At 43.4% G+C, this 24,534-nt stretch carries 25 protein-coding genes; 14 read left to right on the top strand and 11 right to left on the bottom strand.

Features of this window, described 5'->3' with window-relative positions:
- Positions 1–634 precede the first annotated feature (634 nt).
- The 5 genes from BLT29_RS10820 (at position 635) to BLT29_RS13715 (ending at position 3,702) form a co-directional block, all read left to right on the top strand.
- Positions 635–1,183: a dihydrofolate reductase family protein gene (locus tag BLT29_RS10820; protein ID WP_090776343.1), complete on the top strand. Its 549-nt coding sequence runs from the start codon at positions 635–637 to the stop codon at positions 1,181–1,183.
- A gap of 22 nt (positions 1,184–1,205) precedes the next feature.
- Positions 1,206–1,832 carry a DUF2812 domain-containing protein gene (locus BLT29_RS10815; protein ID WP_176763897.1) on the top strand — a complete coding sequence of 209 codons (627 nt, stop codon included), beginning with the start codon at positions 1,206–1,208 and terminating at the stop codon, positions 1,830–1,832.
- Positions 1,829–2,251 carry an NUDIX hydrolase gene (locus tag BLT29_RS10810; protein WP_090776341.1) on the top strand — a complete coding sequence of 141 codons (423 nt, stop codon included), beginning with the start codon at positions 1,829–1,831 and terminating at the stop codon, positions 2,249–2,251. The genes BLT29_RS10815 and BLT29_RS10810 overlap by 4 nt, the downstream gene beginning before the upstream one ends.
- Before the next feature lie 146 nt (positions 2,252–2,397).
- Positions 2,398–3,426 carry a hypothetical protein gene (locus BLT29_RS13405; protein ID WP_090776340.1) on the top strand — a complete coding sequence of 343 codons (1,029 nt, stop codon included), beginning with the start codon at positions 2,398–2,400 and terminating at the stop codon, positions 3,424–3,426.
- 150 nt (positions 3,427–3,576) lie between these two features.
- Positions 3,577–3,702, top strand: coding sequence for a putative holin-like toxin (locus tag BLT29_RS13715; protein WP_245701235.1), 126 nt, complete (start codon positions 3,577–3,579; stop codon positions 3,700–3,702).
- Between the two features lie 191 nt (positions 3,703–3,893).
- Here BLT29_RS13715 and BLT29_RS10800 read toward each other — a convergent pair whose 3' ends face one another.
- On the bottom strand, positions 3,894–5,429 hold the full coding sequence (locus BLT29_RS10800; protein WP_090776339.1) for a multicopper oxidase family protein: 1,536 nt from the start codon (positions 5,427–5,429) through the stop codon (positions 3,894–3,896).
- A gap of 184 nt (positions 5,430–5,613) precedes the next feature.
- Here BLT29_RS10800 and BLT29_RS10795 point away from each other — a divergent pair, with 184 nt between their 5' ends.
- The 7 genes from BLT29_RS10795 (at position 5,614) to BLT29_RS10765 (ending at position 13,796) form a co-directional block, all read left to right on the top strand.
- Entirely contained in the window at positions 5,614–7,392 is a 1,779-nt protein-coding gene (locus BLT29_RS10795) for a hypothetical protein (protein WP_090776338.1), read from the top strand.
- 65 nt (positions 7,393–7,457) lie between these two features.
- A complete protein-coding gene (locus BLT29_RS10790) occupies positions 7,458–8,045 on the top strand; it encodes a GNAT family N-acetyltransferase (RefSeq protein ID WP_090776337.1) in 588 nt (195 codons plus the stop codon).
- Positions 8,046–8,099: 54 nt separating this feature from the next.
- The gene (locus BLT29_RS10785; protein WP_141769887.1) at positions 8,100–9,617 is read left to right on the top strand and encodes a carboxypeptidase M32; all 1,518 of its coding nucleotides are present in this window, start codon (positions 8,100–8,102) and stop codon (positions 9,615–9,617) included.
- Positions 9,618–9,719: 102 nt separating this feature from the next.
- The gene (locus BLT29_RS10780) at positions 9,720–10,517 is read left to right on the top strand and encodes a MerR family transcriptional regulator (RefSeq protein WP_090776336.1); all 798 of its coding nucleotides are present in this window, start codon (positions 9,720–9,722) and stop codon (positions 10,515–10,517) included.
- Between the two features lie 133 nt (positions 10,518–10,650).
- Positions 10,651–11,649 (top strand): TraB/GumN family protein, encoded by a 999-nt coding sequence (locus tag BLT29_RS10775; RefSeq protein WP_176763896.1) that lies wholly within the window; start codon positions 10,651–10,653, stop codon positions 11,647–11,649.
- A gap of 106 nt (positions 11,650–11,755) precedes the next feature.
- Positions 11,756–12,298: a GNAT family N-acetyltransferase gene (locus BLT29_RS10770; protein ID WP_090776334.1), complete on the top strand. Its 543-nt coding sequence runs from the start codon at positions 11,756–11,758 to the stop codon at positions 12,296–12,298.
- Between the two features lie 142 nt (positions 12,299–12,440).
- Positions 12,441–13,796, top strand: a complete 1,356-nt coding sequence (locus BLT29_RS10765; protein ID WP_090776333.1) for an MATE family efflux transporter — start codon at positions 12,441–12,443, stop codon at positions 13,794–13,796.
- Between the two features lie 10 nt (positions 13,797–13,806).
- Here BLT29_RS10765 and proC read toward each other — a convergent pair whose 3' ends face one another.
- The 10 genes from proC to BLT29_RS10715 all read right to left on the bottom strand — a co-directional run bounded on the left by proC (position 13,807) and on the right by BLT29_RS10715 (position 22,697).
- Complete coding sequence (gene proC, locus BLT29_RS10760) at positions 13,807–14,607, bottom strand: pyrroline-5-carboxylate reductase (protein WP_090776332.1); 801 nt, start codon at positions 14,605–14,607, stop codon at positions 13,807–13,809.
- 107 nt (positions 14,608–14,714) lie between these two features.
- Positions 14,715–15,518, bottom strand: coding sequence for a phosphonate ABC transporter, permease protein PhnE (gene phnE, locus BLT29_RS10755; RefSeq protein WP_090776331.1), 804 nt, complete (start codon positions 15,516–15,518; stop codon positions 14,715–14,717).
- Complete coding sequence (phnE, locus tag BLT29_RS10750; RefSeq protein ID WP_090776330.1) at positions 15,515–16,303, bottom strand: phosphonate ABC transporter, permease protein PhnE; 789 nt, start codon at positions 16,301–16,303, stop codon at positions 15,515–15,517. The genes phnE (BLT29_RS10755) and phnE (BLT29_RS10750) overlap by 4 nt, the downstream gene beginning before the upstream one ends.
- The gene (gene phnC / locus BLT29_RS10745) at positions 16,272–17,072 is read right to left on the bottom strand and encodes a phosphonate ABC transporter ATP-binding protein (protein ID WP_090776329.1); all 801 of its coding nucleotides are present in this window, start codon (positions 17,070–17,072) and stop codon (positions 16,272–16,274) included. The genes phnE (BLT29_RS10750) and phnC overlap by 32 nt, the downstream gene beginning before the upstream one ends.
- Positions 17,073–17,199: 127 nt before the next feature.
- Entirely contained in the window at positions 17,200–18,159 is a 960-nt protein-coding gene (locus BLT29_RS10740; protein ID WP_090776328.1) for a phosphate/phosphite/phosphonate ABC transporter substrate-binding protein, read from the bottom strand.
- A 241-nt stretch (positions 18,160–18,400) separates the two neighbouring features.
- On the bottom strand, positions 18,401–19,333 hold the full coding sequence (locus BLT29_RS10735; RefSeq protein WP_090776327.1) for a manganese-dependent inorganic pyrophosphatase: 933 nt from the start codon (positions 19,331–19,333) through the stop codon (positions 18,401–18,403).
- Between the two features lie 241 nt (positions 19,334–19,574).
- Positions 19,575–19,907 carry a heme oxygenase gene (isdG, locus tag BLT29_RS10730; RefSeq protein ID WP_090776326.1) on the bottom strand — a complete coding sequence of 111 codons (333 nt, stop codon included), beginning with the start codon at positions 19,905–19,907 and terminating at the stop codon, positions 19,575–19,577.
- A gap of 20 nt (positions 19,908–19,927) precedes the next feature.
- Positions 19,928–20,737 carry an ABC transporter ATP-binding protein gene (locus tag BLT29_RS10725; protein WP_090776325.1) on the bottom strand — a complete coding sequence of 270 codons (810 nt, stop codon included), beginning with the start codon at positions 20,735–20,737 and terminating at the stop codon, positions 19,928–19,930.
- Positions 20,734–21,732 (bottom strand): FecCD family ABC transporter permease, encoded by a 999-nt coding sequence (locus BLT29_RS10720; protein ID WP_090776324.1) that lies wholly within the window; start codon positions 21,730–21,732, stop codon positions 20,734–20,736. Before BLT29_RS10720 ends, BLT29_RS10725 begins: the two co-directional genes overlap by 4 nt.
- Positions 21,729–22,697, bottom strand: a complete 969-nt coding sequence (locus BLT29_RS10715; RefSeq protein WP_090776323.1) for an ABC transporter substrate-binding protein — start codon at positions 22,695–22,697, stop codon at positions 21,729–21,731. Before BLT29_RS10715 ends, BLT29_RS10720 begins: the two co-directional genes overlap by 4 nt.
- A 293-nt stretch (positions 22,698–22,990) precedes the next feature.
- On the opposite strand from BLT29_RS10715, the gene cyoE reads away from it, so the two are divergent.
- Both cyoE and BLT29_RS10705 read left to right on the top strand, forming a co-directional pair.
- Positions 22,991–23,926 carry a heme o synthase gene (gene cyoE, locus BLT29_RS10710; protein WP_090776322.1) on the top strand — a complete coding sequence of 312 codons (936 nt, stop codon included), beginning with the start codon at positions 22,991–22,993 and terminating at the stop codon, positions 23,924–23,926.
- Between the two features lie 78 nt (positions 23,927–24,004).
- Positions 24,005–24,499: a CcdC family protein gene (locus BLT29_RS10705; RefSeq protein ID WP_090776321.1), complete on the top strand. Its 495-nt coding sequence runs from the start codon at positions 24,005–24,007 to the stop codon at positions 24,497–24,499.
- Positions 24,500–24,534: the final 35 nt, after the last annotated feature.

Here is a 24,534-nt window from a genome sequence, read left to right as displayed (position 1 = left end):
ATTCTAAAAGTCTGCCAGAATCCACAACGCAAAAACGCCAAGCAGAATGCTTGACGCAATAAAAAAGGATGGGTAGGTCTCAGACTAAACATAACATTAATATGTGTTATGTACGTTCAAAATATTTTTACCGGTTCATTAAACGTGTTACAATTAACTCGTAATAGCATAGGTGACGCAAATGTGGGCAGCACTCCCTTGAGAGGGGGTGATTGGATGACCGTCTTTCAAACGCTGATGCTAGTAGCCATGTCTTGTGGTGTATTAGTCTCGTTAATGTTGTTAGTCGTGTCAATCGTTACTCTTAGTAAAAAAGAGTAAACCCGCTGAGCGTGCCAGCTTAGACACGGGTTTACTCCCTGACAGGCTGTCCCTTTTGTTGGGAACCTTGCTATTGCAGACCGTGGGTGTTACGAGCACTCGCGGTCTTCTTCATTCTATGCTTTGTTAAGGTTCATTATACATGTGGGGTGAACAAGGTGTCAAATGAAGGGACCATGACGTAAACTGACATTCTGGTATCCCTCTTACAACCTGAAGTGAAATTGCATTTACATGGTATGCGTTCCCCCACAATAAACAGGATAGCTGTGTTATAATTTGTGCATATAGCGTGTAATGGGGGTGACGTCAAATGTCTCGTAAGGTCATTTTGTATATTGCGACAAGTGTAGATGGATTTATTGCGGATAAAGAAGGGGAGATTGATTGGCTTACGCAATATGGCGATCAAGAAGCTGTAAGCGCTGACGACTCTTATGTCAATCTTTATCATCGCATTGATACGGTACTGATGGGGCGTAAAACGTATGATCAGGTGGTCGACGAATTAATGCCTGAGCTGGGTGCTGATTATTTTTATGCCGACAAGACGAACTATGTCATGACCAGTCGGACTGCAGAGCCACGAGAGAATGTACGCTTCGTCAAAGAAGACGTGGTGCGTTTTGTGGAAGGTTTGAAGTCTGAAGTAGGGAAGGATATTTGGCTAATTGGTGGAAGTTCTTTAGTCAATCCTTTAAATGAAGCCGGATTAATTGATGAGTACCAAATAACGTTGATCCCAGTATTGTTAGGAGAAGGCATGCCCCTTTTTACAAATGGTACTGCTCAAACTAATTTGAAGTCTGAAAAGGTGTATGAGCGTGGTGGATTGGTTTACTTAACCTACACAAGAGTATAGATAAACGAGAGGAGAAATGAACTTGATAGGAAAGACGCGTTATTTCATGGATATAGAAAAAGAAGAAGCATGGTTAAATAAGATGCGTGAAGCAGGATATCAATTTGTGGATAGAGGTTGGTTTACCTATTATTTTAAAAAAGTTGAAACCATAGATTCGAAAACAATAAAAATTGACTATAAAAAATGTCGTGATGAACAAGCATTGTCTACATACCTTCAACCTTTTCAAGAGGAAGGATGGAAGCGTGTTTGTGGCAAAAGTGACATCCATTATTTTGAAAAAGACGATCCTGCAGCTTCTGAAGCCATTTTTTTAAATAACGAGCGGATTGTGAGAGGTTATAAAAAGTTAATGAATCAATGGCGTGTTTGCGCTACCGTATTTCTTAGTTGGATTGTGATCTTATTATTAACAGGGATGGTGCCGGATGTCTCCAATCCAAAATCATTTTTCTATACGCCTGGCTTATGGGAAAAAGAAGGTGCTGCGTTTTTACGTGCGTTCCTGTTTGAGCTCCCGTTTGCTCTTAGCAGGATGTTGCCGCCGTATATCATTATTTTTGTAGGGATGCTTTATGCTTTCTTGACTGTAAAAACATACAGGATATATAAGAGAATGTTGGCAGCGTCCGAGTACAGTAGATGAAGGTATTCGGAGAACAGCGTCCAGACCTAAATTACCGAAAAAGGCAAGGTGTCTATGCTGTTGTAATTGATGCAGAGACAAAGAAATGTATGACCGTGCAAACAGAGCGTGGCCACTTTTTACCCGGGGGCGGCATTGAAGCGGGAGAGTCACTACAAGACTGCTTAAAAAGGGAAATGCTTGAAGAAACAGGTTATGAAGTTGAAGCAGGTACTTTTATTGGAAAAGCACAGCAGTATTTTCTATCACCGCAAAATGAGCCTTTGTTAAGTGAAGCTTCTTTTTACGCAGTAAAGTTGCTAGATAAGGTGCAGGAACCGACTGAAGTCGACCATACTGTGACGTGGATTGACTTGGATTATTTAGAGGGATATTTGTATCACGCGCACCATGAGTGGGCGGTGAGAAAGGCGGTGTGATAGCCGTCTTTCTTTGCCTGCAACTGGGAACACTCACTCGTAATATGTAAGTACTTGCAGACCGTGGTTTTGGGTTGGAGTAATTGTCGTTTTTCCTTTATAAACTTGACCACAAGTACACTGTTATAAGGTAGGTGAATGAATAGATGAAAATTGAAATGGGCGAGTCATTGGTTTACTCATGGCTTCGTCATGTTAAAGAATGCCAAGTGGTTCAAATGAATTGGAAGTCTTCTTCCACTTGGAAGTTGCAGGATGAAGATAATTTAAAGCAGTTGATGGAAATGGCGAGTGAACACTTCCAAAATGAATATTGTTACAGCTTATACAAGAACAAGAATAAGAACAAGAACAACTCGTTCGCTCAGTTTCTCAAGCAAGCTGAGATGGATGCGGTTGGTATCTGCATAACGGAAAATGGCATGGAAGTACACACAGTCGATGTTGCTTTTCATAAAGACGGTTTGCATTATGATGGCGGTCGCCAAGAAACAATTATAAAGGTGATAAAAAAATTAATTCGCTCTGCCATGTGCATGATCAGTTATTTTAGGGCTACAACCGGCGAAGTCATCTTTGCTTCTCCTAAAATCCATAACGCTGTAATGAAAGATTTAGAGCCGTGTATGATAGACTTGAACAACCTTTTCCTCGAAAATGGTTATGGTCTCACAGCACGGGTCATTGCCAATGATGAATTTAACGAACTCATGCTAAAGCCGGTATTGATTGCCAGTAATAACATTTCTGATACATCGGAGCTATTTGTGCGCAGCTACCAGCTTGTAAGTATGTTTGGGGACGAGAGATCGACATGGCAAAGAGATACTAAACCAACAGATGCCAGTGTTGTTTCAAACGACACCCTCTCTGAATTTAAAGTAGGTAAAATCGCGCAGATATTTCTACGCGAAGCATTGGAAAGCGGAAAAGCCGATGATGAAGAAGTATCGCTCATGCTGACTAAGGATTATTCAAAGAGTACGTTTGGTATCAACTTCCCGCTCCTTGTTCCAGTGGAAGAGGAATGTGACTTGTCACGGTATTACACAAAAAAGCCGCTCGTTATAAGAAACAAGAAATATTGGCTTTGCTCACAGTGGTTTGAATCACCCGCCAATAATGATAGACCGTCTTTACTGGCATGGCTGGACAAACGCGGTGCGGTCATTTAATTAACTAAAGCTAGCAGGAGATGGAAAGAGTGTTTGTTTACGAGATTCAAAAGAAAAAACCAAACATATGCAAGATTTATCAAAAATATGTTATCAGAACGTATGTTGTGCTATAATAAAAAATACGATAGGGTACAGGACGTTCATTGAGTGATAGCACTTTCGTTAGAGAGGGGGTGGTATTGCGGTATGACCGTCTTTCAAACACTTGTCGTTCTGATCTCGTTTGCTAGTTTGATTGTGTCTGTTGTTACTTTGGCACAAAACAAAGAGTAACCCATTTGTAAGCTGTGGCGGCTTTGTCAATGGGTTACGCTTGTTCTTTAGGCTGTCCTCTTTGTAACAGTCCTGCTATCGTAGACCGTTGGTGCTGCACACACCAGTGGTCTTTTTGTATACACCTAGTTTCTTTATTATACGCTTTATATAAAACGCGAATCAAGGGGATCGTATGTTCTTTGTTCTGCTTACTTTATCACGACAAATGGACGCATCATTTCATAGTCTTCGTGTTCTAGCATATGACAATGCCAGACGTAAAGACCAATATACGGGATAAAATGCATGATGACACGCGTTACTTCCCCGGGGTCGGTGCGTACAGTGTCTTTCCAGCCGCATTCTTCTCGTTCTGGTGGTCGGGGAGGACCTGTATAGTGGAGTGTGCCGTCTTTTTCATAGGCAGTGATGTCGAATGGACGGCGATCGAGAATGAGAAAGTCAATTAAATGTACATGCATCGCATGACTGTTATCTGTGAGATTAATAAATGACCATATTTCCGTTGTACCAAGTTGTGGAGTTTCAGTGATCGCATCATCCCAGTGCGATTTGTTGAGTAACATAATTGGCCGTCCATATTCATCAGTCAAATGATCAAGTGTCAAGTAGCGTTCTTTGGCAGCTGTTGTTGGATTCAATGGTTTGATTGGCCGTAATTTCTGTGGGATCATGCTCGTGTCTGGAGCGGAAAGTGGTTGTGTGACATGAAAGGCCATGACGATGCCGGTGGTATTGGGATCCGGTGTTGGACCACCTGGATAAGGGGCCGGAGCCTCGTTTTTTAAGATGATGTGTGCTTGTTCCATGCCGGTGAAATCGATGATGACCTCTACGCGTTCGGCTGGAGATAAAGTGATTTTCTGTAGGCAGACGGGTGCTGGTGTCAATGCGCCGTCGGTGGCAATGAGATAAAATGGTTGCCCTAAATCGAGCGAGAGTGTATAAAAGCGGGAGTTGGCAGCGTTTAAAAGGCGGAAGCGATATTTTCGTGGTTCCACCTGCATGTAAGGCCACACTTTCCCGTTAACAACATTCGTATCACCGAAAAACTCTCCAACAATCGATGTTGTCAGCTCTGGAACGGGCTTTTCTCGTTGATGTGGGTAATAGAGGGAACCATCCGTGTTAAAAGATTTATCTTGAATGACAAGTGGGATATCAAAAGGTCCTGATGGGAGCGGGAGTTTGTGTTCCAACTGATCGTGAATGAGATAAAATCCAGCAAGCCCTGCATATACATTTAACCGCGTAATGCCAATCGCATGATCATGATACCAGAGCGTACAAGCGGGCATGTCGTTTTCGTAGTGATATACTTTTCGTTCGAACAATGGACCAACTTCCATAAAACCACTTGTAAACCATGCGTCTGGATACCCATCGCTATGTGGCTTCACGCGCGCGCCGTGCAGGTGGGTGACCGTTCGTACTTCTGGTACATCTTTGTGTGCACCATGAACGGTGAAGTCAACCGGGAGGAAGTGTTTTTTTGGTAAATGATTGGCCCACTTCACATACACTGGCTCACCACGTTCAACTTCAATCGTCGGTCCTAAGTACATGCCGTGATAGCCCCACACAGTTGCTGGTGGTAAGTTACGGTGAAAGGTATGTTTACACTCAATCATCGGCATATCATAGTAGGTGCCGTGTTTACTTTTTCTAATCGGCTGTATACACGGGAGAGTAGGGCATTCATCGGTAAATGGGGTAAGGGGCATGGCGATTTCACCTCTTTTTCAACAGATGTTCTTAAAAGAAACATATGAATAATTGGCGAGGTGTATACGGAGAGGGGGGAATTCCTTTGTGACGATCATTATGAAACTTTTTGCATTCATATTGCGTAGAAAAGAAGAAAGAGTTGTGGAGATTGTTAAAGAATAATAAAGAAAGAGTGATCATATGTTATTTGCTTGGATTGCGCTCATGGCGCTATCGTGTTTAAGTTTAAACCCACAGTCGTGGGTGCGAGGGTTAAGGCGGAGACCAAAACCGTGGCTTCTTCTACAATCTGGACGTTACGTCATTGGTTTTGTCATCGGCATCGTCGTTATTTATTTTGGTTTAATTGATTTATCGTTCACCGGATTACTGAGCACGTTTGGTGTTGTTGTGGCAATCAATCTCATTGTAACGGGATTGTTGGAATCAGTTCAAACTATTGGTACGGGAAAAAGAGTACGATACACGTTTAAACTTGCCAAAGTTCAAATGGCGACAGGGGCATTATTGTTGCTTGTTTTGTTAGGGCTGAAATTGATTTATCCGCTCATGGTCACAAAAGAGTTGGCAACGGTTGGACAGATTGAGCGTAGCGATGAAAAAATCGCGTCCGTCGCAGAGGAAGCGGTGCGGGTAGTGCCTCATAAGTCTGCCCGCTACAAGTCGGAGATTGCTTTTGGTAATATCGAAAACTATTCTTTCTATGAACTCGGCGAGTCAAATATCCAAAAAATTGACGACGAATTATATTGGGTTTCGCCGATTGAGTATGCGAATGTATGGCGTTGGTTTCGCGCCGATCATGCGCCGGGTTATATTATGGTAAGCGCCGAAGACCCGAATGCAGAAGCGCGTCTTGTCGATGGGTATGAGATGAAATATGTACCAAGTGCATTTTTCCATGAAAACTTAGAGCGCCACGTACGTCAGGCATATGGCGATGTCGTTTTAATTGGATATTCATTTGAACCAGATGACGAGGGGCGTCCGTACTATGCGTATTCGTATGCACGCTATGAACACTATCGCGCTGTCCCAAAAGCAGAAGGAGTCATTTTGGTCGATGCAGAGACTGGGGAGATGGAACAATATGCACTTGGCGAGCAACCTGATTTTGTTGATCGCGCGATTGCGCCAACGTTAGCGCTTGATTACGCGTATTGGTACGGGATGTATAGTAATGGACTGTTTAATGCATGGTTCGCCAAGGAAGGGGTGCATGAGCCGACAAGCAAAGACGATATGCTTGGTGTGCTCGGTCCTGAACAAGAGATGTACTGGATGATTGACCATATGCGGCCAAATCAAGAGTCGAACACGATGGTCGGTTTTACGATGGTGAATGCCCGTACAGGTGAAGCGACGTATTACACGGGCATGTCTGGCATGTTAAACGGACGCGGTGCGCGGGAAGTCGTTGATAAGTCTTTCCAAAAAGAGCAATGGTCCGGCACGCAGCCAGTCCTGTATTCGGTGTACGGTCATTACACGTGGGTCGTTCCTGTTGTCGATAAAAATGGGCTGTTGCGGGAAATAGCGATGGTGCATGCGGAAACGGGCAATATTTCTTCAGCGCCGTCACGTAAAGAAGTATTCTTAAACTACGGGCAAATGCTTGCCAATGATTTAGGCGTCGATGACTATTTGCCTACAGATGTACTTGAAACAAAGACGGTCTCGGGGAAGGTTTATCGTACGAGTATCGGCGCGAATGAAAAATATGTCCGTGTGCTCATTGAAGGAGAGAGTACCGTGCTTGAATTTGATATCGCGAAACACAGTGATGCGGTGTTTATTCAGCTAAATGACGAGCTAGAAGCAGAAGTGAGCGACACCGAAGAAAACATTTTACGTGTCGAGTCGTTTACAAATAAGACGATGGCGAAAGAATTTGGTGCAGTTGAAGATTTTGAGTTGAACGATGTGAGTGAGGAAGAGGAGAGCGAGACAGAAGAGTAAGCGTGATACGTGCGAAGTCAGCAGTTCAATGGCTGCCGGCTTCGTGCCAGATAGGAGAGAAAAAGATGAACATTCGTGCGTATGAACCGGCGGACGAAAGAGGTTGGGTCCGCTGCCGTGTGCTTTCATTTTTAGACACAGCTTATTATGACAATGTGTTGCGTGAAAAAGAAGCGTACAAAAATCCAGCAATTGAACTTGTGGCTGAAATAGATGGACAAATTGTTGGTTTGATTGATCTCGAGCTGGATACACCAGCAGAGAAAGTATGTTCAAAAGCAGGACAAGTTGGTGGGATGATTTGGCATATTGCCGTTCACCCCGACTTTCAACGTCAAGCCATTGGTACAAAGCTATTGCGAGCAGCCGAGTCTGAGGCAAAGGCACGCGGTGTAGCGTATCTTCAAGCGTGGACGCGAGATGATGGTTGGGTGCGTACGTGGTATGAAAAACATGCATTTACAAAGGTAGATTCATATTTACATGTATATATGGATGGGAAAAAAGAGTTTGATCAAGCGCAATTTGAAAGTAACGATAAAGAAATATTGCCGATGACAGCATTTGCTCATTACATTGGTTCAGAGAAAGAACAGATGAAAGAAAAATTTGCACGTGTGCATGAATGTATTTGTTTTCAGAAGCCGTTGTAAGGCTTATAATTGTTCCAAAGAATGAGAGAGGTATAATACCTGAGGGGGATACAAATGACAAGCATTTTGAAGAAAACGGAACAAGACTTTTTAGCATTTGTGAAGAAAATCGAGGATTACGAACAAGCTGTGAGTTTGTTGGCTTGGGACGCACGGACAGGAACGCCGAAAAAAGGTGTTTCGCAGCGGGCAGAAGTGTACGGAACATTGTCGACAGCAGTCTTCGAAATGGCGACGTCGAAAGAGATGGGTACGTATTTGGAAGCTTTAACGGAGAAAAACGTGCAAGCAGAGTTGTCACCACTGACACCAAAAGTCGTCCAAAAATGCCAGGAAAAATATGATCGCTACATCAATATCCCGCAAGATGAGTATCAAGCGTATATGACGCTACAAGGTCAATCGGAGGCGGTGTGGCAAGAAGCAAAGCAAAAAGCAGACTTTGAGCTGTTTCGTCCAAACGTTGAGAAGATGATTGATTTCCAGAAGCGTTTTGCAAATTACTACGACCCGAAAGCACATGTGTATCATACACTGCTTGATGTGTACGAGCCAGGCGTCTTCACTGATACATTAGATAAAGTATTTGCCGAATTACGTGAAGCACTTGTGCCACTCGTGCAAGCGGTCACAACGTCAGCTGTACAACCAAATATTGATCGTTTATTGCAACCATTTCCGAAAGAAAAACAGCGCGCCTTAAGCGAAGCGATGTTACGCGAGATCGGTTATGATTTTGATGCTGGACGATTGGATGAAGCAGCGCATCCATTTGCCATTGGTTTAAACCCGAATGATGTACGAGTGACAACGAGATATAACGAACAAGATTTTCGTACGGCTTTGTTTGGGACGATTCATGAAGGTGGTCATGCGTTGTATGAACAAAATGTTTCAAAAGACCTCCTTGGCACGCCACTCTGCCAAGGTACATCAATGGGGATTCATGAGTCACAGTCATTGTTATGGGAGAAATTTATTGGAAAAAGTAAGCCTTTTTGGGAGCGAAATTATGAGTTATTAAAGAAACATGCGGCCGGAAAATTTGATCAAATGTCTTTAGACGAATTTTACTTTGCTGTAAACAAAGCCGAACCCTCTCTTATCCGAGTAGAAGCGGATGAATTAACGTATCCATTGCATGTCATTTTGCGCTATGAACTTGAAAAAGGGCTCTTTGCAGGTGAAATAGCAGTGAAAGATTTGCCTGGCTTATGGAATGAGAAAATGGCCGAGTATTTAGGGATACGTCCAGCCCATGATGGTGAAGGCGTATTACAAGATACGCACTGGGCTTTTGGCTTATTTGGCTATTTCCCGTCTTACGCTTTAGGCTACATTTACGCAGCGCAACTAAAAGAAGCGCTTGTAAAAGACGTACCAAACTTAGACGAGACGATTGCAGCCGGGAACTATGCGCCGATCCATGAATGGTTACGAACGAATGTCCATCAATACGGTGCAGCGAAAAAGCCGGTTGATATCATTCGCGATGTGACTGGAGGCGGGATTGACCCAACGCCATTAATTCGGTATTTGGATGAAAAGTATCGGCGGTTGTATCAAGTGTAAGCTATTTTGCTTTTTTGTGAGGAAATTTTAAAATACCCCTTGCGCCCTCCGTTACGTCATCAGCTATGATAAGATTAACGTTGAACGAAAGGGGGTGGAAAAATGCAGGAAATGACTTATACGATCAGTGAATTTGCTCGGCAAACAGGTATTACAGTGAGGACACTGCGCTTTTATGAAGAAGTAGAGTTATTAGTACCAAAAACCTTTAACGATGCTGGCCACCGGTTATATGGCATCGAGGAGTTGAAAAAGCTCCAGCAAATCCAGTCGCTTAAATTTGTTGGCTATACGTTACAAGACATTCAAAAGCTTTTGCGAGAGTCGATGCTTTCTCATGAGTCATTTGAAGAATCACTTTCTATGCAGCATAAGTTATTGGCAGAAAAACGAGATGAAATAGATCGAGCAATTGATGCGATTGAGACGATCCAGACGCTTTTACAACAAGAACAGGAGTTAGATTGGACGCTTATTATCTCATTCCTTCACGGTGTGCAAAGGGAAGAAGAGAGTAAGGAATGGATGAAAGAACATTTTTCAGAAGACATGGTCAATCGAATGTATCGTCTTTCTAAAGAAGAAAGACGTGCCTTGAATATTGGATATGGACGATCAATTATAAAAATTAGAGCATTTGTGAAAAACAATGTCTCACCGCAGTCTGAAGAAGCCAAAACTGTGGCCCGTGAAATGATGTCCCTCACACGCGAGGTTTTAGATGATGTGGACGAATTTTTCGAAGTGATGCGAGAAAATGGGGACGAAATTACGAAGAGTATGGACCAGTTTCGCTTCCCAGAAATCTTCACCGAAGAAGAAGATCGTTTTTTAGATAAGGTCTTTGAGGTGTTGGGAGAAGAGATGGATGACAGTGAATCTGAAGATAAGGCGCCGTAGGTGGGATTTGGCGTAAGCGTGAGTTTGTCATGTAGGGTCTCTATTTATGTCGGAAATCCCTTACCGTTCCGGTACGGTGTAAAATAGAATGGAAATAAAAATAAGCGAGATAGTATCTCAGGGGGATAAACAAATGAAGAAAAAATTACTAGCAAGCGCAGTTCTTGTGTGTGCGCTTACCTTAGGTGCTTGTTCATCAGACACAGCAAAAGAAGATAAGAAAGACACAGCGCCTGAGGAGAAAACAGAAGCAAAATCGAAAGATAAGAAAGAAGCAGCATCAACAGATAAAGAAGCATCGTCAAAAGGTATCCTCTACAAAGTGGAAAAAGGTGGTAACACGGTTCATTTGTTTGGTTCGATTCATGTAGGGAACGAAGATATTTACCCGCTCCATGAAAATGTTGAACGTGCTTTTGATGAAGCGGATCATTTAGTGGTGGAAATTGATCTTACGGAGCTAGATCCAATGGAAGTGATGACTGTGATGACTGAATCTGGAACGTATCAAGATGGTCGCTCATTAAGTGACGCATTAGGAGAAGAGTCTTTTCAAGATACGATGGATATTTTAGAAGCGTATGGGATGGACCAATCTGATGTTGAGACGTTCAAACCTTGGTATGTTTCCCAGATGGTTAGCGAATTGATGGTCAAGAAAGCAGGATATTCTTCTGACGAGGGCGTAGACCTTTATTTCCTTAACCGGGCAGGGGAAGACAATCTCAATATTATTAGTTTAGAGACATTTGAAGACCAAATGAGTGTGCTTAGTGGCTTTTTGACTGAAGATAGTCAAGCGGCATTACTAGAAGATATGGTGAATGAATATCATAATAATGGAGAAAAACTCCGTAATTTAATGGATATTTGGCAAGCTGGGGATGTCGAAGCATTTTCTAAACTACGGTCCGAGTCAATGAATCAGATGGATAGTGAAGATTATCAGGCGTATGCAAAAGCACTTACTGATGATCGTGATGAGGAGATGGTGAACAAAATAGAAGAATTTCTTTCTGCAGACGAGGATGAAACGTATTTTGTTGCTGTGGGTTCGATGCACCTTGCTGGAGAAAATAGCATTGTTGATTTGTTAAAAGATCGTGGATACGACGTGCAAGAAGGTATTTAATAAGGAAATATTTTAATCGTGCTGTACAAAAGCACCTCATGAAAACATATCAATGTTTCAGTGGGGTGCTTGTATTTTAGTCTCATAAGAGAAAGGACACAAAAAAATGAATTCATTAACATTTACTCATTTAAAAAAGGAAGACATAGTGGAATTAATTTACTTTTATACAGAAAACGCATGGCCATTTCACGGAGGTGCACCGCTACTTCCTGAAGAAATCCGGACAAGATTAGATACAGGGTGGTACGAGGACGACCGGGAAACATTTTGGATAGAGGAGAATGGCAAAAAAATTGGCTTAGTGATCATTGCGGATGTGTCTGATACGATGCCGCTTTTGTATGATGTTCGTTTAGTGGACGACGTACGTGGTAAAGGGTACGGGAAAAAGTGTGTGGCGTGGGTGACGAATTATGTGTTTTCCCAGTCAAAAAAGAGAGTGAGAATGGAAGCGTACACGGAAGTAAGAAATTATGCGATGCGAAAGTCTCTGCACGATTGTCTGTTTGAAAAAGAAGGCTATTTGCGACAATCATGGGAGAAGGAGAATGACCGATTAGTAGACGCGACTCTTTATGCGATTATTAGAACAGATTGGGAACGCGGGGAGAGAACATCGGTTAAAAAAGAGGAAATCCCATTTTAACAGAGCAGTTGCAATAACAAATAATTCTCCCTTCATAAAAACATCCTCTGCTAGCCTTTCCGCCTTTTTTCTGATACAATTTCTGTCATCAGGGGAATAATACACGGTATATCATGATACGTACCGTTTAGGAGATGAAAGAATGACGAAGGCGGAAGAGCGAAATCCGTTGGATCACGAGTCTGTTGGGAAAATTTTTGTCCGCTATTTAGTGCCTTCCTTAGTGGGAATGCTCTTGATAGCGGTCAATTTGGTTGTAGATGGCATTATGGTAGGTAATAAGCTCGGCCCGGTGGCGCTAGCTGGGGTTAACATTGCTGGGCCGGTATACACCGTTTTTGTTGCAATGTCGCTTTGGCTTGGTATTGGTGGTGCGACGTTATATTCGCAACGCATGGGACAGAAGAAGAAAGAAGAAGCACGGTTTATTTTTACCCATTCACTGACATTAATTGTTCTCTGCACGGTCGCAGTTGGTTTGACCGCACTACTCTTGCATGAGCCGCTTGTTTATGCACTTGGCGCAAATGCTGATACGGCACCGTTTGCGTCTGCATATATGAAGGTGTTTCTTATGTTTGGCTTTGTCTTTACGTTAGAAAATGCGTTTAGTATTTTTGTACGGAATGATGGTAACCCGAATTTAGCGATGGCGGCACTTGTGACAACGGCCTTGTCTAATGTCGCGATTAATTATGTATTACTGTATGTGTTTGAATTTGGTGTGCGCGAGGCTGCGCTTGGGACAATTGTTGCGGCAACGTTAGGCTTATGTGTGTTGTCGGGACACTTTTTTACGAAGCGAAGCAATTTAAAATGGGTGAAATTCCGTGTCGACCGCGCACTGATTAAAAAGACGTTGACATTCGGTTTCCCGAGCTTTTTAGCGGAGGTGGGCATTTCTGCGTTTACGATTGCCCACAACATCATGTTTGCAAGACTAGCGGGTACAGTTGGCGTTGCGGCATTTTCTGTTGTCAATTATGTTCATGCGGTGATGCTTCTCATGTTCCTTGGCATGGGTTCTGCGGTCCAGCCAATTATTAGTTATTTTCATGGGGCAAAAGAAGAAGGCAAAAAACAAGCAATGGTGCGGATTGCCGTCCGTACAGCATTTTTTGCAGGAGTCGTTTGCTTTTTAATTGGTCAATTTGCGGCGAAACCGATCGTAGGGTTATTCGGTGATTTCCCAGGGGAAGTAAAAGAGTTGGCTGTTGTCGGCATTCGTTTGTTCTTCACTGCTTACATCGTGATGGGGGTCAATTTTGTCATGATGACGTATTTCCAGTCAATTGGTCAAGTGGGCATGGCAACGTGGATTACTGCAGCGCGAGAATTTATTTTCATGCTCGCTTTCTTACTGACAGTACCATTTTTCTTAGGTGTGCATACAATTTGGTTATCAATTCCATTTGCAGAGATCACCGTCGTTGTGGCACTCATTGTTTACTTGAAACGTCATGGGTTATATTTTGGAAAAAACGGGCGCCTCATTTGAGGATGCCCGTTTAATTTTTTCGTGCTTTTGCATGTGCGTTTACTGCTTCAATCGCTTTTGTTAACATGTCTCCAAACTGGTGATCGGCAAGTGATTGTAACCCTGCTGCTGTCGCACCACCTGGTGTTGTGACGGCATCTCGCAATGCGACGGGGTCATTTGTTTTGGCAAGCAAGCTTGCTGAGCCATGGAGCATCGCGACAACGAGTTTGCGTGCTTGCGTAGGAGAAATGCCATAAGAAGTGGCGGCATTTTCAAGTTGGAGCACAAACTCATACACAAATGCTGGCGCGCTACCAGTGAGGGCAGTCAAATTGTGGATCGCTTCCTCCGGTAGTTCTTCGTATGTTCCGATGGCAGCAAGAATATTTTCGGTTAGCGTTTTTTGTGACGCGTTTACGTGCTTGCCAAAAGTATACAAGCTCATAGAAGCACCAATTTCAGCTGCTGTGTTAGGCATGATCCATGCGGTAGCGGTTCCCTCGGGGAGGTGGTTTTCAAGGATACTCGGTCCAATGCCGGCAGCGATAGTGATAATGATTTGATTTCGAATGAGCGGCGATAGCGTTCGTAGTTGCTCAGGTTGGGTGGAAGGTGGGGTTGCTAAGATAATCGCATCCACATCGTCTACGACATCTGTCCAATTAGTTACAGGCTGAACGTCATACCGTTCTGCTAAATGAGCGAGGTGTGTTTTGCTTGTGTTGTTGCTAATATAAATCGTTTTAAAAAGGCGCTTTGGTTGCGCGAGTAGACGAGAAAACATCGCTTCTGCCATCCGGCCAGCACCGATGAAAAGGATATTAGACATGCTCACCTGTCTCCTTCTTAAGTAAATGATTACAATGAGCATATCATAGGTGCGGCAGATTGAAAAGGATCGGTTTTCTCCTAAGAGAACCGATCCACATTTGGTGATTATACGACGCGTTTGCGGAGTGCGCTTGAGGCGAGATCAATGAGTAAAACGAAAATGACCAAGCCAATTAAAATGACGCCAACACGATCCCAAGTGCGTCCTTGAATGGCAAACAACAATGGCGCACCGATCCCGCCTGCACCAATGAGTCCAAGTGTGGCAGCAGAACGCATGTTAATTTCAAATCGATATAATGTCGCGGAAATAAATCCTGGTAACACTTCAGGGACGACCGCAAACCATAACACTTGTAATTTGTTTGCACCAGAGGAAATAAGTGCTTCGCTCGGTCCTTTATCAATCGCTTCTATTTCTTCCGCATAAAGTTTTCCAAGCATCCCGACGGCACTCACACCAAGTGCGAGCATACCCGCATAGGCATTAGGACCGACAACGGTGATGAATAACAATGCCATGATAATATCTGGAAATGTTCGTAAGAAGCTTAAAACCGATTTTCCGGAACCAGAGATGATCCGGAAGACACTGACATTACGAGCGGCCCAAAAACCGATCGGGAATGCGATAATGACAGACACACAAATACCGACAACAGCGATGGCAGCGGTTTCTAATAAGGCGCCAATTAAGTCTTCTTCTCCAGGCTTATAGACATAGCTCCAATCAGGGTTAAGGAAGCCGTGCCCGATTGCTTTCATGACAGTTGGTGCGTTAGAAGATAACCCTTGGAAGTTAATGCCGGAAAACCCCCATATGTAGAGGAGGAGGAGTGCTAGGATGACCATGGCTGTTTTCAAGCGCTGTTTCTTTGGTTTATGAATTTTACTTCTTAAATCACTCATAATAGACGCTCCCTAATTTTTAAGCTGATGTAATCAATGATCATGACGACCACGAACGTATATAAAATAAGCGCTAACACTTGATCATAACGGAAGAATTGTAGTGATTGCGTGTAGAGAAGCCCAATTCCCCCCGCGCCGACAATCCCTAAAATCGCAGCAGCACGAACGTTGATTTCAAATGTATATAATACATAGGAAGCAAAATATGGCAATATTTGTGGTGCGACACCGAAAACAATCCATTGTATTTTGTTCGCACCCGCGGCGGTCATTGCTTGAAGTGGACCTGGATCAATATTTTCTACAGCTTCAAAAGACAGTTTGGCAATGATGCCGATGGAAAAGATGCTTAATGCGACAATCCCAGCCATTGTATTGAATCCTAAAATAGCAGCGAAAATAGCGGCTAGTAGTAAATCAGGCACGGTACGCAATGTGTTTAGTATGATGCGTGCTGGTTGATAAACCCACGGTGAGGTAGCCACGTTGCGGGCACAAAGTAATAAGATAGGAACTGATAAAATTGCTCCAAAGGTTGTCCCGATTAACGCCATTCGAATGGTATCAAGCATCGGTCCAGTTGCACGGGAGAAAAATTCCCAGTCGGGTGGCAGCATTTGTGACAAAATCATTGACATTTGGCTACCGTTTTGAAATAGCAGGAGTGGATTCGCCTCGATAGAATAGGCACTGAGCGCAACAATCGCAGCGAGGAGTGCGACTGTTGTATAAAACTTTGTTCGTGGTGGTTTATTGATCTGTAGATTGGCTAATTGCTTCATCGAGATCCTCCCCTAAAAGCTCATCCTTCTGAATTGGACGACCGTAAATTTCCGCAAACTTTTCATCTGTTGCTTCGGATACAGGCCCGTCAAAAACGACTTCGCCAGCACGTAAGCCGATAATACGTGTTGCATACTCACGGGCAAGATCAATAAAATGCAAGTTCACAATCGTCGTGATTTTATCTTCTTCATTAATGCGCTTCAAATCATCCATTACTTGTTTCGTTGTTAATGGATCAAGAGAGGCAGTCGGTTCGTCTGCCAAAATAACACTTGGTTCTTGCGCAAGCGCGCGGGCGATCGCAACCCGCTGTTGTTGTCCACCGGAAAGCTCACTTGCACGGGTGTATGCTTTTTCAAGAATATTGACGCGTTCTAAGGCACGTAACGCGAGTTCGACGTCTTCTTTCGGAAACAAGTTTAAGATTGTTCGCAATGTACCGTGATAGCCGACGCGACCAGATAGTACATTACGTAAAACAGAGGAGCGTTTGACGAGATTGAAGCTTTGAAAAATCATTGCCACACGTTGCCGGATTTTACGAAGTTTCTTGCCTTTTGCATCAGTAATAGATTCACCATCAATTGAAATTGTGCCAGAAGAGATTTCGTTCAGACGGTTGATCGAGCGGAGTAATGTAGATTTTCCTGCACCTGATAAGCCGACGATGACGACAAATTCGCCTTGTTCAATCGTTAAGTCAATGTCTTGTAACCCTTTTGTTCCATTCGGGTATGTTTTTGATACATTTTTAATTTCTATCATATGTGTCCCAACTTTCTTTAAGTGAAATAGGCGTGTTATCTAGTTATGTAGAAAAAGCATGTACCCATAGTGAGCGAGCCCGAAAGGTTATCGCGGGCTCGCATGTATATGAGACTCACACTGGATATTAATTTTGTTGAATACGGTCGGCATATTCACGGACGATGTCGAAATTGCTATCTTTAGAAGGTGTATAGCCTCGGTGTGTATAGATCTCGTAAATGATTTTGCTGCCTTCTTCATCTTCTCCAAGCGCAATAAACGCATCAGAAATCTTTTTCTTCCATTCGTCAGACATGTCTGCGCGAACAGATACGGTGTCATTTGGAATATCTTCTGTTGTTGTTAAAATGCGAAGGTCATCAAATACATTTGGAAACTCTTTTTTTAGAAGGTTTCGCGCATCATGGAAAGTCGTTGCAGCTTCCACTTCACCATTTAGGAGAGCGAGGAGTGCGGCATCATGCCCTTGAAGCACGACAGGATTGACATCTGTTTGCGGGTCGACACCTGCATCAAGCATTGTCGCTGCAGGCCATACGTAACCACCGGCAGAAGTGGCATTTTGGAAAGCAATCGTTTTGCCTTTTAAATCTTCAACCGATTTAATGTCAGAATCAGCACGAACAACGATTTGCGCTTTATATGAGTCAACAAGTTCATCTGTTTCTGAGCCGTCTTCTGGGTTGACACCAAAACGTTGAGATTGTAGCAATACTTCAGCATAGCCTTGCTTTTTCGCTTCAACATAGGCATTTGGAGGCAAATAACCGACGTCAATTTGTTTTGCGCCGAGAGCGGTCGTCACGGCGCTGTAGTCAGTGGAGACACTTACTTTAACAGGAATGCCAAGTTCTTTTGATAGCAAGTTTTCAAGCGGTTTGGCAGTTGCCTCAAGTGTTTCCGCATTTTGTGAAGGGATAAACTGTACACGGAGCTCTTCAGGCTCGTAAGTAGCTGCTGCGGCATTATTGTTTTCTTTCCCTCCTGTACCTTTATTGTCATTGGCGTTATCAGTTCCTCCGCAAGCTGCAAGCATCAATGCTGTAAAAGCTGCGAAAGAGGCACCTAATAGTTTTTTCTTCAACGTCAAATCCCCCTATGATTATGTAGTAGGAGAGGTGTCTCCCTCGATTATTGTAGAATTGTGTGTAAACGCTGTCAAGTATTGTTTTGGAGGGATTTGTTGCCACTTCGCCACATTAAAGTAGTATGCGCTTTCATAACAGGCTTTTTTCTTGTTTTCCGATAAAATGTAAATTTCATGTAAAGCAATATGGACACAGAGAAGGTGTCGGAACATAGACTGGCCGACACCATGTGTATACCTACATTTGCGAAAGAACATTTGTCAGAGGTGGAACGACTTGTTTTTTACGAGAGACAACACCCTGAAGTCGCGCGGTATGATTCGTCAACTTTTCTTCAAACGCTTGTTCAAACGCAGCAGTTTGTTTACCGAGGACAAGCGCAACCGAGTCATTTTCTAAAATGTCGGTAATGACGAAGACAAATAAATCGAGGTGCTTTGCCGTAATAAGTTTGTTTATCTCGTCTTCAAGTTCCATTTGGCGTGAGAGCACATCGTTTGGATCAACGGTGTTGACTTGCGCAATTTCTGTTTTGAAGTCACCCATTGTAAAGATTTTTGCGTCCAAAGTAAGTAACTGTTGAACAGACTTCGTTGAGACATCTGCACCAGCTTTCAACATATCTAAACCGTAGCTATCAGCGTCGACACCCGCAATCGTCGCTAATTCTCGTGCCGCTTGCACGTCTTGTTCAGTGCACGTTGGTGACTTGAACAAAAGGGAGTCGGAAATGATCGCGGATAACATGAGCCCGGCGATCTCTTTTGGAATCGTTAACTGATTTTCCTCATAAATCTTTTTAATGATAGTGGCGGTGCAGCCAACCGGTTCAATTCGGCAGTAGATGGGTCCCGCTGTTTCGAAGTTAGCGATGCGGTGGTGGTCAATTACTTCTGTCACAACGACATCAGAAATATCATCAGCACTCTGTTGTTGTTCATTATGGTCGACTAAAATGACCTCATTTGTATGCGAGGCTACTTTGTCAATGGGGCGCGGTGCCTCTACTTGAAAATAATTGAGGGCAAACGTTGTTTCACCATTCATTTCGCCAAGGCGAACTGCTTCGACATGTGCCCCTAGTTGTGTTTTAAGGTCAGCATAAGCAATTGCTGAGCAGATTGTATCAGTGTCTGGATTTTTATGACCAAAAATAAGTGTCTTAGACATTTGGTAATGCTCCTTTTCAAATGCTTTTTAGATTAAGTAGTACTGTCGCTTCCTATCGTACCATGTTTTCACCTACTTTTTGAAGGGGGAAGTGCGTTTTTTCCATATTGATCGGTAATTGTTGTGTTACAGTGCGTGAGAATAAGGAGCGTTTAGAAACGATGCTCGAGCCTAAAATGGACGAAGATGAATAGGAAAAAGCTGTATGCACGTTCCCGTGCATACAGCTTTTTAAAGGGCATTACATGCTGCCCGACGCTGCCACTTGCCGTGGCTCGCGCACGACTTTCACATCGTAAAAAGAGATGCTATTGTCTAGCACATAGTCAGGTGTTTCGCGTTTAGAATGGGCTTCGCGAAAGGCGGTGCTTTTCGTCCAATTTTTGAAGTCATCTTTTGTACGCCAGCGTGTAAAGATGGTTACTTCATCATAGTCTTTCGTGTTTTGCGTATGCAATACTTCTAACCCGAGAAAGCCATCCATATATTCAACTTTACCGACTTTGTTAAAACGTTCAATCAGCTTTTCTCCGCTCCCTTTTTTTAACGTTGCTTTGTTTGTGACAATGATCATGTTGGTCACGCTCCTCTAGTTTAAATGGTTTTTACGGCTTCTAAATGACAATAAGACTGTGTCAATGGAATAATGAGAGGGTAACCTTCAGAAAAAACGACTTTTGCGTCAATGTGATAAACCTCCTTTAAAAAACGAGCCGTTAATACTTGTTGTGGTTGTCCTGTCGCGGCAATATGACCTTCTTTTAAAGCGACTAAATGGTCACAGTAAGCGGCAGCTTGTTGTAGCTCATGTAAAACCATGACGATCGTTAAACCAAAACGTTTGTTCATGCTTTTTAACATATCCATCATTTCGAGTTGATGGGCAATATCTAAATAAGTTGTTGGCTCATCAAGGAGTAAAATTGGTGACTGTTGAGCGAGTGCGAGTGCAATTCTCACTTTTTGTTGTTCGCCACCCGATAGTGTATCGAACATGCGATTAGCATGTTTTTTCGTGTTGGTCACTTGTAATGCCCAGTCAACAATATCGCGATCACCGTTGGAAGCGCCTGTTTGATACCATTTCTGGTAAGGGGCACGTCCGAAAGAAACGAGTTCCTTTACGGTCATGCTCGGTAAAGATTGTTTACATTGCGGCATCATCGCGAGGCGTTTTGCTAAACTCTTTGTCGCCAATTTAGCGGTCGACATGTTTTCTACGCGGACGTCGCCGCTTGTTTGTTTCAACAATTTTGTTATGAGGTGTAACAGTGTAGATTTGCCAGAACCGTTTGGGCCAACAATCGCAGTTACCTTTCCTTTAGGAATGGTTAAGTTCAAGTCACGAAGCGTAAAGTAGCCGTTCCGGAAAGTAAGATGTTCCGTTTCGATTGCAGTAGTCATGCCATCATCCCTCGCTTCTTTAGTAAAAATAAAAAGAATGGTGCCCCGAGCAGTGCTAATAAAATGCCAACTGGTAATTCAATTGGGTCAAACGCAGATCGGGCAATGGTATCAGCGAAGACGACAAGGATGGCGCCACCGCAGGCAGACATTGGTAGCAAGTAGCGATAGTCGCCGCCGAGTAAAAGACGGATGGTGTGCGGGACGACGAGCCCAACAAAACCAACCAATCCAGCAACACTCACCGCAACGCCTGCTAAAAAGGCAGCGAGGGTAATGAGTAAAAATCGTTGTCGTTCTACTTTTTGTCCGAGTATCTTTGCTGACTCGTCGCCAAGTTGCAGCAAATTTGCTGGTTTAATCGCAAATATGGAAAGGAGTAAACCGACCAAAGCATAAGGTGCCATAAATTCAAAGTGGTGCCAACTACGTCCATTTAACCCACCAGAGAGCCACGGTAACACGGCTTGGACGCGATCGCTATAAAGGACCATGAGACCACTTTGAAACGCACCTAATAAAGCGTTGATGGCAACCCCAGCCAAAATAAGTTTTAATGGTGATGCACCGCGGTCCCAAGCGAGTAAATAAATGACAAGTGCCGAAATAAATGCACCAATGAAGGCAGTTACCGGTAGGAGATGACTCATTTGTGGGATGATGAGCATCGTAATGCTTGCGAGCAATCCTCCTCCCGCAGTGACGCCAATGATGCCTGGGTCTGCCAGGGGATTTTTGATCACCCCTTGTAGTAATGCGCCAGCGACGGCGAGACAGGCACCTACTAGTAAGCCGATGAGCAGTCGTGGAAGCCGCAAATCAACTATAATGGTTTGGTAGACGGACGGTTCTGCTCGTGTAAGGCCGTGCCACACTTCAGCAATGGGAATTGAAACGGCTCCGTAACAAAGGCTAAATAAAGAGGCACTTATGAGTAGTGGTGCAGCAATGATCAGACTCCACTTTCTTCTTTTGGAACGCTTGATGACATTCATGGCTGCTTTTCAAAGGGTTCAAACAATTTCACGAGAAAGTCGAGTGCTTCCGTAACACGTGTACCTGGATTTGTCCCGAATAAGTCTGTTGGTAGCACGAAGACACGCTCTTCCTGCACCGCATCTAGTGCATTCCATGCTTGGTTTTGCGACATTTCTTTCATAAATCCCTCTTTTACTTCTTCGGGATTGCCATGACTCATGAGTAGCACATATTGTGGGTCTGCTTCAATGACGCGTTCGACGTTTAAATGTGCATACTGTGGGTAGTCATCTAGACGAGGGAAGTCACTTGCAATATTTTGTCCACCAGCAAGTTCAAGAAGGTTACCGGAAAGAGAATTCGGAAGGGCGGCCATATATGTACCTGGTGCGCCGTAAACGAGCAGGGTACGAATTTGTTCTTCCCCAATACTTTCTTTAAGGTTGCTGATGTGTTTGTTCATCGTTTCATTTAACTCTTGAGCTTGCTGTTCTTTTTGTAGAAGTTCCCCGAACAAAGTGATCTGTGACTGAATATCTGTAACAGATTGGGCTTCAGTAAGCACCATTTTTGCCCCGATTTTTTCAACGGAAGGAATGTCTTTTTGATTCATTTGTGCATTGCCGAGCACGATATCAGGTTCGACGGATGCAAGCTTTTCAAGATTGATTTCGTGTGTTGAACCAACTTCTGCAGCTTCTTCTGCCTCAGGAATGGTCACAGGTCCATGGGCTGTTGGTCGTCCCACAACGTGTCCCCCGAGTGCGTAAATGATATCCATGTCGCCATTACTAAGGGCAGCGACACGCTTGGGTGCTTCCTTTAAAGCAATGTCTTTTCCTGTAAAATCGGTGATCGCATATGTTTCTTCTGTTGGTGAGGTACTTGGATTGTTCGTTTGATGATTAGCAGTAGATGGTTGGTTACAAGCGGCAAGCAAAAAGCATGCAGCAACACTCATCAGTATAAAGTTCTTCTTCATATTGTGCCCTCCTCGTTTAAATGATTATCGTTCTCAATTAGAATGATAATGAGAATCATTATCAATGTCAAGTGTTCTTTTCTTGAATAGAATAAGTGATGACTTGCAGAAATCGGTAAAAAGCGTATAATAAAAATGATGTGTAGAAAAGTGATATGAGAAGAAGTTGTCATGAATTGGTCACAAATTCGTGACAGGAAGTCGAAAGATTCGCTTGGCATACGTAGTCATAGAGACGATGTATGATACACTAGGGAAAAACGGTAGAAACAGACAGGAGGAAGAGAGGCATCATGAGGACAATAAAAATAGAGAAGCAAGTTCACAGCACCTCTCTTGTTGCGCCAAAGCAGGCTTTCTCTCGCGTCTTGTCAGAGACAATTAAGACAGGAATTATTAAATCAAATGTCATTGCAATGTTTGCGGGGGTGAGCCTCGCCTTATACATTCAAGGATTTGGATTGATGGAGAAATTTGTTGAAGTCATACTTGCGGTGGTTGGTTCCGCGCTTGTGATCGGTGCTGCCGGCGCATTTAATAATATATATGACCGTGATATTGATGCCATTATGGATCGAACGAAAAACCGACCGACTGTGACGGGGAGAATGCAACCTCGAAATGCCCTCATTCTTGGGACCGGAATGTCGCTGATTGGGCTCATCGTGTTAGCGTTCGCAACACCTCTTGCGGCGTTGTTTGGCTTGCTTGGCTTATTTTTATACGTAGTTCCGTATACGATGTGGTCAAAAAGACGCACCATTTACAATACAGAAATTGGAAGTTTGTCAGGGGCTGTGCCTCCTTTGATCGGTTGGAGTGCCATTTCAGCAGACTTGCTCCATCCAGCTGCGCTAGGCTTATTTGTGATCATGCTTATTTGGCAAATGCCACATTTTTATGCGATTGCAATTCGCCGGCATGATGAATATAAAGCGGCGCGTGTGCCGATGTTACCCGTTGTCAAAGGGTATAAACGTACGTATATACAAACAAATATTTATTTGGTTGCGTTAATGGCAGCAAGCTTTTTATTTATGTCGATTAGTTTTGTGCTTGTATATACGGCACTATTTTTAAGTGCTGCGTGGCTCGTCCTAAGCGTTTTTGGATACCGAAAGATGGCACCTGAAAAATGGGCGACTGCGATGTTTGTTTTCTCATTAAATCACATGATGATTTTATTTACAGTCATTATCGGTTACGCACTTATTGCACCGTTATTTTAATGGGGTTTTATTTGAAAAGTGGTGTCTTGCAGAGCAAGGCGCCACTTTTACTAAAAAGCGCATATGGAGGGTGAATGGATGGAAACAAACGGTTGGCTTATTGTTGTGCCCATCATCATTGCGGTGTTTATGGGTAGTGTGGCGTTATTTATTAGAATGAAAGCTGCCAAAAGACCCACATCTGCAAAAAAAATTATGATCCCACCGCTCGCCATGTCAACAGGATTCCTCATGTTTTTATATGAACCAACGAGGCCATCTTTGTTTTATGTCATTGAAGCTCTTGGGGTTGGGATGCTTTTTTCACTCGTGCTCATTTATACATCCAAATTCGAGCGGAAAGGGCGCGACATTTATTTAAAACGTTCGAAGGCATTTGTGTTTATCCTCGTTGGTTTGCTTGCCCTTCGTATTGTGTTACGTCTTGTTTTAGGGCAAGAATTGAATCCAGAAGAGCTTTCAGGGATGTTCTTCTTACTTGCATATGGTATGCTTGTCCCGTGGCGTGTGGCGATGTTGCTCTCTTATTTACGTTTTCGACGAGAAGACGGTAAAAATCTTAGTTTTAAATAGCGTTTTCACTATCCAGTCTGTATAATGAAAAATAG

The organism is Shouchella lonarensis, assembly GCF_900096965.1.
Classification (GTDB): Bacteria; Bacillota; Bacilli; order Bacillales; family Bacillaceae_D; genus Shouchella; species Shouchella lonarensis.
This window is presented reverse-complemented; position numbering and strand designations above follow the sequence as displayed.

Coding starts and splice junctions, on each gene's coding strand:
- BLT29_RS10770 (WP_090776334.1), top strand. CDS start 11,756: ATGAATTCATTAACATTTACTCATTTAAAAAAGGAAGACATAGTGGAA.
- BLT29_RS10790 (WP_090776337.1), top strand. CDS start 7,458: ATGAACATTCGTGCGTATGAACCGGCGGACGAAAGAGGTTGGGTCCGC.
- BLT29_RS10800 (WP_090776339.1), bottom strand. CDS start 5,429: ATGCCCCTTACCCCATTTACCGATGAATGCCCTACTCTCCCGTGTATA.
- BLT29_RS10735 (WP_090776327.1), bottom strand. CDS start 19,333: ATGTCTAAGACACTTATTTTTGGTCATAAAAATCCAGACACTGATACA.
- BLT29_RS10775 (WP_176763896.1), top strand. CDS start 10,651: ATGAAGAAAAAATTACTAGCAAGCGCAGTTCTTGTGTGTGCGCTTACC.
- BLT29_RS10725 (WP_090776325.1), bottom strand. CDS start 20,737: ATGACTACTGCAATCGAAACGGAACATCTTACTTTCCGGAACGGCTAC.
- BLT29_RS10820 (WP_090776343.1), top strand. CDS start 635: ATGTCTCGTAAGGTCATTTTGTATATTGCGACAAGTGTAGATGGATTT.
- isdG (WP_090776326.1), bottom strand. CDS start 19,907: ATGATCATTGTCACAAACAAAGCAACGTTAAAAAAAGGGAGCGGAGAA.
- BLT29_RS10720 (WP_090776324.1), bottom strand. CDS start 21,732: ATGAATGTCATCAAGCGTTCCAAAAGAAGAAAGTGGAGTCTGATCATT.
- BLT29_RS10795 (WP_090776338.1), top strand. CDS start 5,614: ATGTTATTTGCTTGGATTGCGCTCATGGCGCTATCGTGTTTAAGTTTA.
- BLT29_RS10765 (WP_090776333.1), top strand. CDS start 12,441: ATGACGAAGGCGGAAGAGCGAAATCCGTTGGATCACGAGTCTGTTGGG.
- BLT29_RS10705 (WP_090776321.1), top strand. CDS start 24,005: ATGGAAACAAACGGTTGGCTTATTGTTGTGCCCATCATCATTGCGGTG.
- phnE (WP_090776330.1), bottom strand. CDS start 16,303: ATGAAGCAATTAGCCAATCTACAGATCAATAAACCACCACGAACAAAG.
- cyoE (WP_090776322.1), top strand. CDS start 22,991: ATGAGGACAATAAAAATAGAGAAGCAAGTTCACAGCACCTCTCTTGTT.
- BLT29_RS10715 (WP_090776323.1), bottom strand. CDS start 22,697: ATGAAGAAGAACTTTATACTGATGAGTGTTGCTGCATGCTTTTTGCTT.
- BLT29_RS10785 (WP_141769887.1), top strand. CDS start 8,100: ATGACAAGCATTTTGAAGAAAACGGAACAAGACTTTTTAGCATTTGTG.
- phnC (WP_090776329.1), bottom strand. CDS start 17,072: ATGATAGAAATTAAAAATGTATCAAAAACATACCCGAATGGAACAAAA.
- BLT29_RS10810 (WP_090776341.1), top strand. CDS start 1,829: ATGAAGGTATTCGGAGAACAGCGTCCAGACCTAAATTACCGAAAAAGG.
- proC (WP_090776332.1), bottom strand. CDS start 14,607: ATGTCTAATATCCTTTTCATCGGTGCTGGCCGGATGGCAGAAGCGATG.
- BLT29_RS13405 (WP_090776340.1), top strand. CDS start 2,398: ATGAAAATTGAAATGGGCGAGTCATTGGTTTACTCATGGCTTCGTCAT.
- phnE (WP_090776331.1), bottom strand. CDS start 15,518: ATGAGTGATTTAAGAAGTAAAATTCATAAACCAAAGAAACAGCGCTTG.
- BLT29_RS10780 (WP_090776336.1), top strand. CDS start 9,720: ATGCAGGAAATGACTTATACGATCAGTGAATTTGCTCGGCAAACAGGT.